The sequence below is a fragment of the Blautia sp. ZXY-1-C6 genome, assembly GCF_056339875.1.
Window position 1 is genome coordinate 22118 of record NZ_JBWJVQ010000204.1, and the last position, 11274, is coordinate 33391.

General features: G+C 39.4%; 18 protein-coding genes. 4 read left to right on the top strand and 14 right to left on the bottom strand.

Features of this window, described 5'->3' with window-relative positions; genetic code table 11:
- Nucleotides 1–270 precede the first annotated feature (270 nt).
- From AC075J_RS12300 to AC075J_RS12315, 4 genes are read right to left on the bottom strand one after another with little or no spacing between them, the layout of a single operon-like run.
- On the bottom strand, nucleotides 271–528 hold the full coding sequence (locus tag AC075J_RS12300; RefSeq protein WP_008705512.1) for a glyoxalase: 258 nt from the start codon (nucleotides 526–528) through the stop codon (nucleotides 271–273).
- 1 nt (nucleotide 529) lies between these two features.
- Nucleotides 530–1333 carry an HAD family hydrolase gene (locus tag AC075J_RS12305; RefSeq protein ID WP_020993369.1) on the bottom strand — a complete coding sequence of 268 codons (804 nt, stop codon included), beginning with the start codon at nucleotides 1331–1333 and terminating at the stop codon, nucleotides 530–532.
- A complete protein-coding gene (locus AC075J_RS12310) occupies nucleotides 1326–1991 on the bottom strand; it encodes an HAD family hydrolase (protein WP_173679492.1) in 666 nt (221 codons plus the stop codon). Before AC075J_RS12310 ends, AC075J_RS12305 begins: the two co-directional genes overlap by 8 nt.
- A gap of 6 nt (nucleotides 1992–1997) precedes the next feature.
- Nucleotides 1998–2591, bottom strand: a complete 594-nt coding sequence (locus tag AC075J_RS12315; protein WP_173679491.1) for a Maf family protein — start codon at nucleotides 2589–2591, stop codon at nucleotides 1998–2000.
- 219 nt (nucleotides 2592–2810) lie between these two features.
- Between AC075J_RS12315 and AC075J_RS12320 the strand changes: the two genes are divergently transcribed.
- Nucleotides 2811–3215, top strand: coding sequence for a hypothetical protein (locus AC075J_RS12320; RefSeq protein WP_173698111.1), 405 nt, complete (start codon nucleotides 2811–2813; stop codon nucleotides 3213–3215).
- Between the two features lie 109 nt (nucleotides 3216–3324).
- On the opposite strand, the gene AC075J_RS12325 is transcribed toward AC075J_RS12320, so the two are convergent.
- A complete protein-coding gene (locus AC075J_RS12325) occupies nucleotides 3325–4992 on the bottom strand; it encodes a glutamine--tRNA ligase/YqeY domain fusion protein (RefSeq protein ID WP_008705518.1) in 1668 nt (555 codons plus the stop codon).
- A 402-nt stretch (nucleotides 4993–5394) separates the two neighbouring features.
- Between AC075J_RS12325 and AC075J_RS12330 the strand changes: the two genes are divergently transcribed.
- On the top strand, nucleotides 5395–5904 hold the full coding sequence (locus AC075J_RS12330) for a Uma2 family endonuclease (protein WP_118330050.1): 510 nt from the start codon (nucleotides 5395–5397) through the stop codon (nucleotides 5902–5904).
- Between the two features lie 631 nt (nucleotides 5905–6535).
- Here the strand turns inward: AC075J_RS12330 and AC075J_RS12335 are convergent.
- The 4 genes from AC075J_RS12335 to AC075J_RS12350 all read right to left on the bottom strand — a co-directional run bounded on the left by AC075J_RS12335 (nucleotide 6536) and on the right by AC075J_RS12350 (nucleotide 9037).
- Entirely contained in the window at nucleotides 6536–6871 is a 336-nt protein-coding gene (locus AC075J_RS12335; protein WP_476390371.1) for a BRO-N domain-containing protein, read from the bottom strand.
- A 197-nt stretch (nucleotides 6872–7068) separates the two neighbouring features.
- On the bottom strand, nucleotides 7069–7212 hold the full coding sequence (locus AC075J_RS12340) for a hypothetical protein (protein WP_173697414.1): 144 nt from the start codon (nucleotides 7210–7212) through the stop codon (nucleotides 7069–7071).
- Between the two features lie 1077 nt (nucleotides 7213–8289).
- Nucleotides 8290–8817, bottom strand: coding sequence for a zinc ribbon domain-containing protein (locus AC075J_RS12345; protein ID WP_173696998.1), 528 nt, complete (start codon nucleotides 8815–8817; stop codon nucleotides 8290–8292).
- Nucleotides 8804–9037, bottom strand: a complete 234-nt coding sequence (locus tag AC075J_RS12350) for a hypothetical protein (protein WP_173696997.1) — start codon at nucleotides 9035–9037, stop codon at nucleotides 8804–8806. The genes AC075J_RS12345 and AC075J_RS12350 overlap by 14 nt, the downstream gene beginning before the upstream one ends.
- Before the next feature lie 104 nt (nucleotides 9038–9141).
- Between AC075J_RS12350 and AC075J_RS12355 the strand changes: the two genes are divergently transcribed.
- Both AC075J_RS12355 and AC075J_RS12360 read left to right on the top strand, forming a co-directional pair.
- Nucleotides 9142–9360 carry a helix-turn-helix domain-containing protein gene (locus AC075J_RS12355; protein ID WP_173696996.1) on the top strand — a complete coding sequence of 73 codons (219 nt, stop codon included), beginning with the start codon at nucleotides 9142–9144 and terminating at the stop codon, nucleotides 9358–9360.
- Nucleotides 9361–9497: 137 nt separating this feature from the next.
- Nucleotides 9498–10067 carry a recombinase family protein gene (locus AC075J_RS12360; protein WP_118338750.1) on the top strand — a complete coding sequence of 190 codons (570 nt, stop codon included), beginning with the start codon at nucleotides 9498–9500 and terminating at the stop codon, nucleotides 10065–10067.
- On the opposite strand, the gene AC075J_RS12365 is transcribed toward AC075J_RS12360, so the two are convergent.
- The 5 genes from AC075J_RS12365 to AC075J_RS12385 all read right to left on the bottom strand — a co-directional run.
- Nucleotides 10060–10221 (bottom strand): hypothetical protein, encoded by a 162-nt coding sequence (locus tag AC075J_RS12365; protein WP_476390368.1) that lies wholly within the window; start codon nucleotides 10219–10221, stop codon nucleotides 10060–10062. The two genes, AC075J_RS12360 and AC075J_RS12365, sit on opposite strands and share 8 nt — an antisense overlap.
- A complete protein-coding gene (locus AC075J_RS12370) occupies nucleotides 10218–10472 on the bottom strand; it encodes a hypothetical protein (protein WP_118338749.1) in 255 nt (84 codons plus the stop codon). The genes AC075J_RS12365 and AC075J_RS12370 overlap by 4 nt, the downstream gene beginning before the upstream one ends.
- A 9-nt stretch (nucleotides 10473–10481) precedes the next feature.
- Complete coding sequence (locus tag AC075J_RS12375; protein ID WP_118338748.1) at nucleotides 10482–10688, bottom strand: hypothetical protein; 207 nt, start codon at nucleotides 10686–10688, stop codon at nucleotides 10482–10484.
- Complete coding sequence (locus AC075J_RS12380) at nucleotides 10685–10852, bottom strand: hypothetical protein (protein ID WP_476390369.1); 168 nt, start codon at nucleotides 10850–10852, stop codon at nucleotides 10685–10687. Before AC075J_RS12380 ends, AC075J_RS12375 begins: the two co-directional genes overlap by 4 nt.
- A gap of 228 nt (nucleotides 10853–11080) precedes the next feature.
- A partial coding sequence (locus AC075J_RS12385; RefSeq protein ID WP_476390370.1) for a hypothetical protein occupies nucleotides 11081–11274 on the bottom strand: 194 nt, incomplete at its 5' end.

Below are 11274 nucleotides of genomic sequence, written 5' to 3' on the forward strand. Positions count from 1 at the left end.
CTGAAGGTACTGAATAATTACAGTTCTGTGATGCTTCTGTGTCTGTCTGCCCTTTTCATTCCCATCACAGACCACAACATCGTTTTTTCTCTGTATAAAAGCATTATAGCATCACATTTTCCGGAAATGTAATCTGTATTTTCTCCCTTAAAACAACTTCAGCCCCTGAGTATCAGAGTTCAATTTTCTCCAATATTCAGGGACCGAACTGTGTTTTACAGTTATTTCTCCGATATATCACGTGATATCCATAATTTGACCGAACAGTTTTTATCCTTCTACTATCAGATATTTTCCATCCGGCAGAGCAAATACTTCACTTGCATCTTCCAGTTCTTCATCTGACATTCCTTCCACATCAGCGCCTGACTCTTCCAGATATTCTCTCACTTCTTCAATAGAATCCACAACCTGCGCCATGCAATCCTCAAGGAATGCTTCCGCTGCTTCATATGATTCTGCTACCGCCTGTGGAAAAAGCTGCTCCTGATTTTCAAGAAACGTATTAATACATTCTTCTGTAAACAATTTAAATAACCTCCTCAATCTTTCCCTTTGCCCGGATCAGCTTCTCAAGGACCGGTTCAACCTGTTTTGTCATATAGGACGTAGCTGCCCGTACCCCCTCCTTGGAATGCTCCATGGCAAAGCCATATTTTACCGCTTTAAGCATCTCTATATCATTATATTCGTCTCCGAACGCAATACATTCTTCCGGCGAAATATGATATCTTTTCTGATATTCTCTGATTCCTTTTGCCTTGTTTGTTCCAAAAGGAATAAAATCAATCCACTCATTTCCCGAAGTGACAACAACACATTCTTTTCCAAATCTGTCCATCCAGTATTTCACAGATTCTTCTGTAAGGCCGGCCGGTTCAAACACAGCCAGCTTCATGATAGGAGCCGTCATCTCTTCCATGCTGTTTACAAATCTGCATTCATTTTTTACTTCATATAACATATGGTCATGAAATCTCTTTGTCTTCGGCATCAGGTAGTGGTAATCCTTTGCAGAACAGGTAAACTCGGCATCCTTCTTTTCCAGGATTGCAGAAATAATCTCCCCTGCCAGCTTTCTGTCAAAAGAATCCTGATACAGTACCTCTCCATGATCCACTGCCAGTGCACCATTCTCCGAAATATAGGAAATCTCTGAAGCAACAGGCGCAAACAGCTTTGTCATATTCGGATATTGCCTTCCACTGGCTGCTACAAACATAATCCCCAGTTCCTCTAACTGCCTGATCAGCGAAAAAATTTCTTCAGGCAGAGACTGTGCCTTATGTAAAAGTAACGTCCCATCCAGATCACTTGCAACCAACTTAATCATTTCCTTGTTCCTCGCAAATTTTTACCAGATCTGTCGGTTTCTCAGCGACAAAATCTGCTCCATTCTCATTCAGTTCTTTTCGGTCACGAAAGCCCCATAGCGCACCTACTGTATACATTCCTGCTGCTTTACCGGTCTTCATATCTGTACTTGTATCTCCCACATACATACATTCTTCCGGTTTTACACCAAATTTTTCCGCAACCATAAGCGGACCATCAGGTGCCGGTTTCCTGCGGATTGCTTCACTCTGACCAACTACCATATCAAATTCCCCATCAAAAAGCTGCGCAATTACTTTCACAGCTGCAGGATGAGGTTTATTTGAACAAACTGCCAGCTTCACTCCATGTTCCTTCAATTTCTTTAAGGTTTCCGGCATTCCCTTATAGGGAACTACTTTATACATCGGATCTGCTTCAAACATTTCCCGGTAAAGCTTCTGTCCCTCATCATAATGCGCAAGTTCCGGATCCCCCGCATCCTTAAGTGCGCGGCGAATCAGCATATTTGCCCCTTCTCCGCTGTAATATCTGAAATTATCCACCGGAAGTGTTTTTAACCCGAATTTTTCCATAATAATATTAGTCACATAAGCCATGGAATCCAGCGTATCAGCCAGTGTTCCATCCAAATCAAATATACATGCTTTAATCATCTTTTGTCATCCTCTTAAGTTAATTCCTGATTTCTTCATTTCATAAAATAATCTGGCAACCGGGAGTCCTACCACATTATTGTAATCTCCGTTGATCCCCTTTACATAAATTCCGAAAAGTCCCTGGATGCCATAGCTTCCAGCCTTATCCATAGGCTCTCCTGTAGCAACATACTCTCTGATCTCCTCATCTGAAACCGGATAAAACGTCACATCTGTACTTTCATAAAAAGTATGTTCTGTCCAGACTTTTTCTTTCTTTTCCCATACAGAAACGCCGGTATATACCTGATGAGTATTTGCCTGAAGTTTCTTTAATGTATTCACTGCATCCTCTGTATCATGAGGTTTGCCAAGGATCGCATTCTCAAACACTACCACTGTGTCAGATCCGATCACAATTGTTCCGTCGGCACTATCTTTCATAGTGCGGATAACAGAAGCTGCTTTATCCGAAGCCAGCTGTTTTACTGCCTCTCCCGGATTGTCTGAGATACGATTCTCATCACCTGATGCAGGCAGCACTTCAAAATCCACGCCAGCCCGTTCCAACAGTTCTTTTCGTCTGGGTGAAGCAGATGCCAAAATAATTTTTCTCATAATAACCTCTTCTTTCCTGTCATAGTATACCTTGTATCTTTTTGGTATGCAACTGCTTTCATTAACTCTTTCCATAAAATTTCGCTTTTCTTTTTATCTGAAAAGTATTAAAATAACAATAACCTATAGCTGAATAAAATGGTGTCAGGAGTAAAAGATATTTTTATCCTGACTCGCTGTCAAAAATAGGAGAATATCAGAAAGGAGTTTATGATTATCATGGCTAAAATTAATAAATACTGGGGATATGTTGCAATAGGTGCCCTTACAGCAGCTGCTGCCGGTGCTGTAGCTGCCCTTATTGCCAAAAAAGGATCCTGTAAAGAGGATTTTGATTTTGAAGATGACTTTGATGATTTCGATCTGACTGATGAAAAGGAAACTGCTAAGGAAGATCAGGAACCTGCCGAAGATTTCCAGTCCTGGGAACATACAGGCGAACAGTCTGCAACAGATGACACCGAAAGCGAAGAAGCTGAAAAAGCTGCTGATACAGACGATTCTGAGAAGTCTTCCGATAAAGCTGCTGAAGTTGAGATTAAAGATGCAGAAGAGGAAGAAGATGCCGATGAACCCGAGAATTTTGAAGAGACTATGGACGCTGCATCTGAATCTGAAGAATAAACGTTACCGTTCACAGTAACGTAACCAAAAAGGAATGTTACTTCACGATTATACAATCGTAAAAGCAACATTCCCTTTTTATTCTGATTATATTACTATTTCAGTCTCATTATGCTTTCGGAAGTTTAAATGAGCTCTTCAGAGACACGATACGGTTGAATACCGGTGCACCCTCTTTAGAATCATGGATATCTGCACAGAAAAATCCTGTTCTTACGAACTGGAAGCTGTCATAGCCTTTTGCTTCCATAAGTGCTGGTTCTACATATGCAGTAACTTTTGTCAGAGAGTTCGGATTTACATTCAGAGAACCATCTTCTTTGTTGTATACACCCTTCTCCTCGTCTACGATATTCTCATAGAGACGTACTTCTGCTTTTCCTGCCTGACTTGCTTCTACCCAGTGAATGGTTCCTTTTACTTTTCTGCCATCCGGCGCATTGCCACCCTTTGTTGCAGGATCATAAGTACAGTGTACAACACGTACAGTTCCATCTTCATCAGCTTCATATCCTGTACAGGTTACAAAATATGCGTTCATAAGACGAACCTCTGTGCCCGGGAACATTCTCTTATATTTCTTAGGCGGATCTACCATGAAGTCTTCTCTCTCAATATAGAGTTCTCTGCCAAACGGTATTTTACGAGTTCCCAGTTTTTCATTCTCCATATTGTTCGGAGCTTCCAGATATTCTACTTCGCCTTCCGGATAATTATCGATCACAAGCTTGATCGGATCAAGAACAGCCATCAGACGTGGACGTTTCAGTTTCAGATCCTCACGGATGCAGTATTCAAGCATTGCATAGTCAACAGAGCTGTTTGCTTTGGATACACCGCAGAGTTCTACAAACATTTTGATGGATTCCGGTGTAAATCCACGGCGGCGCAGTGCTGCGATGGAAACCAGACGCGGATCATCCCATCCGTCTACGATGCCTTCCTCTACCAATTTCTTGATATAACGTTTACCTGTAACTACATTTGTCAGATACAGTTTTGCAAACTCAATCTGCTTCGGTGGCTGTGGGTATTCCAATTCTTTTACAACCCAGTCATACAGTGGTCTGTGATCCTCAAACTCCAGAGTACAGATGGAATGTGTGATTCCCTCAATCGCATCCTCGATGGGATGGGCGAAATCATACATTGGATAGATGCACCATGTATCACCTGTTCTGTGGTGAGTCATATGAGCAACACGATAGATAACCGGGTCGCGCATATTCATGTTCGGAGATGCCATATCGATCTTGGCACGAAGCACTTTCTCTCCGTCTGCATATTTGCCTTCTTTCATCTCTTCAAAAAGCTGCAGGTTCTCTTCTACGCTTCTGTTTCTGTATGGACTTTCTTTACCCGGCTCTGTAAGAGTTCCACGATATTCACGGATCTGATCTGCTGTCAGGTCACATACATAGGCTTTGCCTTTCTGGATCAGCTTTACAGCAGCTTCATACATCTGTCCGAAATAGTCAGATGCAAAAAACAGTCTGTCTTCCCAGTCTGCACCAAGCCATTTGATATCTGCCTTGATGGATTCTACAAACTCACTCTTTTCTTTGGTCGGGTTTGTATCATCAAAACGCATGTTGAACTTGCCGTTATATTCCTGTGCAAGACCATAGTTTAAAAGAATAGATTTCGCATGACCGATATGAAGATATCCATTCGGTTCCGGCGGGAAACGCGTATGCACGGTGTCATAAACACCCTCTGCTAAATCTTTATCAATGATATTCTCAATAAAATTTTTGGAAACTGTTTCGTTCTCCATCTTTTTCCCTCCTGTTGTCGTATTTTATACTGTTTTATCACACATCTATATATAAAAAATACAACTGAATATTTTTTATGTCGAATGAATTTATATTATCATTGGAAATTCCATCTGTCAACCGTTTACACAACAGTGACAGGCCTTATATTTCTCAGACGTTACTGTTCACTCCGTTCACAGTAACGTAGCCAAAATTCATTCCAGATTGCCTGCGGCAATGGAATTTTGGCTTGTATGTCTCGGGATTTTGGCATATTCATGCCAAAACACCTCGCGGGACAGTGGTGTGTGAACAGTAACTCTCAGACTCATCTGCACTCTCTTTCAGCAGCTCATATCCTTGACTAACATCTTGCAAAATATTATAATTATATCAACATATCAAGGAGGTGCGGCAATATGAGTAATGCACTACCAATTGAAGATTTAAGTAAAACTTACCTGGAACATTCTATGGTTATCAATAACTTTGTTATCAAGATCGGCAGCCAAATCAAAGACAGCTTATGTCGTGTCTTTGGTGATGGTGTTCAGTATGAATGGCGTGAAAATGATGATAAAGTAATCATTCCTGACGTATCAATCATCTGTAACCTGAGAGACCGTAAGAACATTTCTTTCACTGGCATTCCCCGCTTTGTGATGGAAGTTTTGTCCAATGCCACAGAAGAATATGATCGACATGAAAAGATGGATATTTATTGCAAGGTCGGTGTCTCTGAGTATTGGATCGTTGACTGGAGAAAAAAATCTGTAGAGATTTACCTCTTCGATTTCAAAGAAGATGGCACTGGTTATCCGTATCTTTATAAGACTGTCACAGCCCAGAATAAAGAAGATTTACATCTGGTTATGTTTCCGAATCTGAAGATAACCTTTGACGAGCTGTTCGACATTGGTGAATATTAACGAAAAATAAGGCATAAACCAAGGAGATAGTTTACTCTTTTTTATTTGTTTCAGAATGTTTCAGAATCACTTGCATATTGATTTCCTGATCTGCATATGCTATAATGCCAGTAGGCGAAAAGAAATAGCAAGTCCATGTAGACAAAAAGAATGAAGCCCTCAGTAGTGCGAATACTGGGGGCTTCTTCTTATTTTTTATGGCAGACAAGAAACTCACCTCCTCCCGTTGCCGGGTATCGGTTGGACAACACTGTAAGTATAACATATCTCTTGTCATTCTGGAAGTACAAACAGTTCTTAGAAGTATATCAAAACTTCTGTTCTGATTACTTTTGAGTTACTGAAGTTCAAGAAATCCTTTATTTTTAAGCAATAAAAAAAGCTGATGACGGGAATTGAACCCGTACTCATTACCCCTAGAATGCCGTAAAATCAAGGCTTTTCAGACTTTTAGTTTGAGTAACTTTGAGTAACACTTACTCAAAACCACTATATTTAATAAGAAAGGAAATTCAGTGCATCCGCTATTTCCAGTTATAATATAAGCTCATTCTGTGAGTGGATTTATATTATCATTGGAATTTCTGGGAGGGTAAAATTTTCTCCTCCTTTTACTATGTCCCCCTGTCTTTCAAACTTCACTTGTAACCCAATGCTTGAACTCTTTTGCTGATGGAAGTTTGCTACTAAGGATAAGGGCGTATAGCCCGGATTCGTTGATAATGGTCATCTGCTGGGTTCCTCCAGGGGTATAACATTTCGTTACCCCCTTGTCTTCCTCTGCAATATGGTCTTTAAAAGCTTTACTTGGATTTGTATATCCCAGAGCTTCCGCTACATCCTTACCTACGAACCATGGCTCTCCTGAGATCTCTACTGTCCTAACAGTGCCGAATTGTGGGTGAGTGAATACTGTTGGGGCTTCTGTTGATGTGGACGCTTCTGGAAGATGAGGTAGTATTTTGATACCCCATCATTATGTACATTTTTCCAAGGATGTCGATAGTTTCTACTCCCTCAACGTATTCCCTCCGCATACTAAAGGCATGTCCACTTGTGACACATCCTCATTCGCCATGAAGGGTGAATGGGAAATGCACAACTTTTCTCACTCAAAAACTTTATAAAATACTGCTGACTTTATTCGAATATATCTCTCAGAAATCAATCTTTGTTTCCAGAGGAACACTTTCCCAGCCATGCCAGAGAAATAAATCCTCTGGCTGTGTACTCAATCAGACCTACTATTTCACTTGCAACATCACCTTTATTATAGTAGGATTTTTTCTGCTTTGCTATTGTAATCATTCCTTTCTTTTTTAACGTAGATAACGGTTTCAAAAGTTCTTCGCTTCGCTCAATCCTTTTTCAAGAAAACCATTTTTTCTACTTGAGATATAGTAATTAAATAAAAACATATTAATTATATTATGTTCGATGGAAAACTTTTCACCAACAAAAACAATCAACGTCTGAACGCAAAATTTTTTCAGAAGCAGCTGCTTTAGGCGAGGCGCTTAACCGCCGAGTGTAGAAAGTAGCGCTGAAAAAACTTTCATGTGTTCAGACCTCAGGCTTCGCCTTTCGCTCTATTGCAACCTGACAGGTAGAAATTTTCCGTTGACAGATTCTTAGATATATGAGAACATATCTTCATAAAATATATCTCTAGCAAGGAAACATCCCTACACTCGTTTTTGAGATGTCGTTAGTATATCCGACAATGTTAAGCATTGCAAAACTAGCAATAGCCAAGGATGTATACCTACTAAAGACAATAAATCTATCAACTGAGCCATTTTTTGAAAAACAAGGCATAAACCAAGGGGATAGTTTACTCTTTTTTATTTTTTTCAGACTCATCTGCATATTGATTTCATGATCTGCATATGCTATAATGCCAGTAGGCAAAAGGTATTAAAGTGTTTATAACAAAAAGAATGAAAGCCCTTGGAGCGGCAACTCCTTGGGCTTTCTTCTTATTTTATTACAGTGGATAAGAAACCACTAGGCTATTTGTTGTCCCTGTCGTGTCTGTCTAACCATTTGCAGATGAGATGGCAAGTCACACCTGCCGCAACAGTGACGATAAAGGTAATTAAAGTGTTTATAACGCTCACCTCCTCCCGTTGCCGGGTATCGGTTGGACAACACTGTAAGTATAACATATCTCTTGTCATTCTGGAAGTACAAACAGTTCTTAAAAGTTTATAAAATAATACTGGGTTTATTCGAGTATATCATCCTAAAATCATCTGCTCTGTTCCAGACAAGTATTTTATCACTGAACCTTGCAGACTGCTTTTCTGACCTGTATACTCAAATAAACCCAGTATTTTACGGGTGACTTTATCTTCTCAACATCCTTGTAAAAAGCATGTCACATTACTTAATTTTCTTCATCACTTTCTTTATATTAATTTCTTTCCATTTGCTATCATTATGTTCTACTTCATTTTGTGCAAATCCTACATCTGCATTCTGTACTGTCAATGTAGCATTTCCAACAGCTCGCCCCCATTCATAAGACATTTGATACTCTGTTTTTTCCAATTTATTATCCTTTACAACTCCCAATGCTATATCATCTAAAGACGGAATTGAATAATCTACGTATATCCATTTTCGTTCACCGCTATCTTTAGCCATTAATTTTCTGATAGTAATTTTGTCTTTAGTATTTGTACCTTTTATTTCATTTATCATCATCAGAGCCGCTTTTTCATTGGCATTTAATGCAATCTCTGTTTTATAATACAATGTACCGCCCACACACGCTACAACCAACAAAACAAAAATTAAAATGGGAATAAATTTTTTCTTACTTTTCTTCATTTTGTATCCGCACTCAGGACAAGCCTTTGCCTTATCACTTATTTCTTTTCCGCATTCAGGACACTTAATTAATGCCATATTCTTTCATCCTCCCATGTGATTTTTCAATATAGTATGCCATTGCACGCATACTTCCCGGCATTATAACCGATACTATAACTGCCAAAATCTTGTATATGACAGCTCTACTTTGTTCTTCTGGAGCACCAGCAACAAAGCACCTAAACATCATTACTGCTGTAGCCACTACAAACCCTACTGGCAGCAATGTTTTCCATACTTTTTGTACCCTGTACATTTTGTTCTTCCTCCTTTTTGATTATTATAGTTATTTTCCCGACTATAGTCAACAATATAACTATCCTTTATGCTTAATTTAGCTTACGGAAAGGAGAGCCAACGTTGATAGAATATAGCCCGTTCTGGAATACTCTTAAAAATTCAACTGAATCAACTTACACACTGATTACTAAATATCACGTTTCCAGTGCGACTATTGACAAGTTACGCAAGAATAAACCTATGAACACTACAACGTTAAATGACCTCTGTCGTATCTTCAACTGCCAGATACAGGACATCTGCCAGTACACTCCCTCAAACAAAGACCAACACTTGTAAGTCTGCATTGCAGGCTTTTTTCTTCCCTTGTAGAGTTTCATAACTTAAAAGTATTGACACTTCTCTCGAAGTGACGTAAAATAGCAGTATACAGAGGTGTCATAACTTAGTGTCACTAACAAAAGGAGAAAATGAACATGATTTACGGATATTGTAGAGTATCAACCAAGGGGCAAGCTAAAGATGGTAATTCTCTTGATGCTCAGGAACAGGAAATTCTTTCAAGGTACAGTGATGCTCATATTTATAAGGAAGCATACACAGGAACTACTACTGATAGACCTGTATTCAATGAAGTTATCCGACAGATGCAGGAAAATGATATGCTTGTAGTAAGTAAACTGGACAGGCTTGCAAGGAACACAGAAGAAGGAATCAAGATAGTAAAGAATCTGTTCCTGAAAAAGTGTTCTGTCCATGTTCTCAACGTCGGCTTGCTGGAAGATACAGCTATGGGACAGTTCTTCATAACTACTCTCCTAGCAGTAGCAGAACTTGAAAGGAATCAGATTATTGAACGCTGTCAGACTGGAAAAGCCATTGCACGACAGAACCCGGATTTTACTGAGGGCAGACCGAAAAAGTATTCCCGGCAGCAGGTGCAACACGCTTTAGACCTGTTAGAATCTCATTCCTATAAACAAGTCGAACAAATGACAGGAATCAGCAAATCAACGCTTATCAGAGCCAAGAAAGCCCTCAAATGAGAGGGCTTTTCAACTCAGCAATTATACAAGCTGTACCCTGCGGTACATTCCTTGAAAATTCTTCTGCATCTTCATAGTTTCCGAAATGTCTTTCATTAATGATCTGAGACTCAAAAGCATCAATCTTTACGACAATCACTGTATAATATTTCATATGTAATCTTCCTCCCAGTTTATAGTTATAGTTGTCTCATTATAAACAACGGTCATTTCATACTCATTGCACGTACAGTTCTCTGTTACGTCTAACTTCATATTGTTATCACCAAACTCAAGAACTACTGAATCTTCACCTTTATAGATGTTTTCTATCACAGTAGTAAAAGTACAGTTTAAACCTACACTTTTAATTGTTACACTTACTCTTTTTTCAATAGACCATAATTCATACAGTTTTTCTAACATATGTATCTCCTATTCTTCGATAAATAAACAGTGCATCATCTGTAAGCAACTTCTGACCCCGGCTTTAAAAGCATTTGCTTCTACTGTAGAAGAAAGTTCAAAAATTGTATCTTCTGTAGGATTCTGAATAGCTTTTTTCATGGCTTCTATCACCTCCGGCTCATGTCCAGAGTTGCACCAATTATCAAAGAGTAAATAAATAATAGCTTCTTTCATTCCATGATTCCTCCTGTATTATCAAGCTGATTCCATAGCTGTACTGCTGTCTTGAAACCTACATCAAATGCCTGACGTTCATTGTTCTCACAGTAAGCCCTGATTTCCTGCTGTTCCTCTGCTGTCAGCTTTCTCCAATAGCTTCTGGCAATCCGGCTGTACATCTGTTCCCCGGTCCACAAGCTGAACAGTACCGGCAAAACACATCCATAGCCTCACCCCCTTAATATCCAATGGATTATCATTGCCAGCGGCGGCACTGTCAGAATCATAAACATTGATATTCCGGAAAGCACCTGTGCCAGCTTGTGTTTAATATATTTTCTCAGAGTTGTCGTTTGAACAGCTCTAGCCACTGTTCATAAGTCATTAATCTATTCATAGGCTATTCGTTACCCCTTTATCTCTGTAAGCCCTGTTATCACATCATCATAACGGCTGTCTGTATTCTGAGAATCAAATGTAATAATTACAGGTGTACCGTCTGGAAGTTCTGCATCATAGCCCCACTCTTCACCTTCAGAATCAACTACTGACTGAATATCAGAGTAATAAATACCTGTATCAAGATAGGTTGTCTCTAATG

What these genes read in the sequence shown, in the direction of transcription:
- AC075J_RS12305 (WP_020993369.1), bottom strand. Translation starts at nt 1,333, where the DNA reads ATGATTAAGTTGGTTGCAAGTGATCTGGATGGGACGTTACTTTTACAT.
- AC075J_RS12310 (WP_173679492.1), bottom strand. Translation starts at nt 1,991, where the DNA reads ATGATTAAAGCATGTATATTTGATTTGGATGGAACACTGGCTGATACG.
- AC075J_RS12315 (WP_173679491.1), bottom strand. Translation starts at nt 2,591, where the DNA reads ATGAGAAAAATTATTTTGGCATCTGCTTCACCCAGACGAAAAGAACTG.
- AC075J_RS12320 (WP_173698111.1), top strand. Translation starts at nt 2,811, where the DNA reads ATGGCTAAAATTAATAAATACTGGGGATATGTTGCAATAGGTGCCCTT.
- AC075J_RS12325 (WP_008705518.1), bottom strand. Translation starts at nt 4,992, where the DNA reads ATGGAGAACGAAACAGTTTCCAAAAATTTTATTGAGAATATCATTGAT.
- AC075J_RS12330 (WP_118330050.1), top strand. Translation starts at nt 5,395, where the DNA reads ATGAGTAATGCACTACCAATTGAAGATTTAAGTAAAACTTACCTGGAA.
- AC075J_RS12340 (WP_173697414.1), bottom strand. Translation starts at nt 7,212, where the DNA reads ATGATTACAATAGCAAAGCAGAAAAAATCCTACTATAATAAAGGTGAT.
- AC075J_RS12345 (WP_173696998.1), bottom strand. Translation starts at nt 8,817, where the DNA reads ATGGCATTAATTAAGTGTCCTGAATGCGGAAAAGAAATAAGTGATAAG.
- AC075J_RS12350 (WP_173696997.1), bottom strand. Translation starts at nt 9,037, where the DNA reads ATGTACAGGGTACAAAAAGTATGGAAAACATTGCTGCCAGTAGGGTTT.
- AC075J_RS12360 (WP_118338750.1), top strand. Translation starts at nt 9,498, where the DNA reads ATGATTTACGGATATTGTAGAGTATCAACCAAGGGGCAAGCTAAAGAT.
- AC075J_RS12365 (WP_476390368.1), bottom strand. Translation starts at nt 10,221, where the DNA reads ATGAAATATTATACAGTGATTGTCGTAAAGATTGATGCTTTTGAGTCT.
- AC075J_RS12370 (WP_118338749.1), bottom strand. Translation starts at nt 10,472, where the DNA reads ATGTTAGAAAAACTGTATGAATTATGGTCTATTGAAAAAAGAGTAAGT.
- AC075J_RS12375 (WP_118338748.1), bottom strand. Translation starts at nt 10,688, where the DNA reads ATGAAAGAAGCTATTATTTATTTACTCTTTGATAATTGGTGCAACTCT.
- AC075J_RS12380 (WP_476390369.1), bottom strand. Translation starts at nt 10,852, where the DNA reads ATGTACAGCCGGATTGCCAGAAGCTATTGGAGAAAGCTGACAGCAGAG.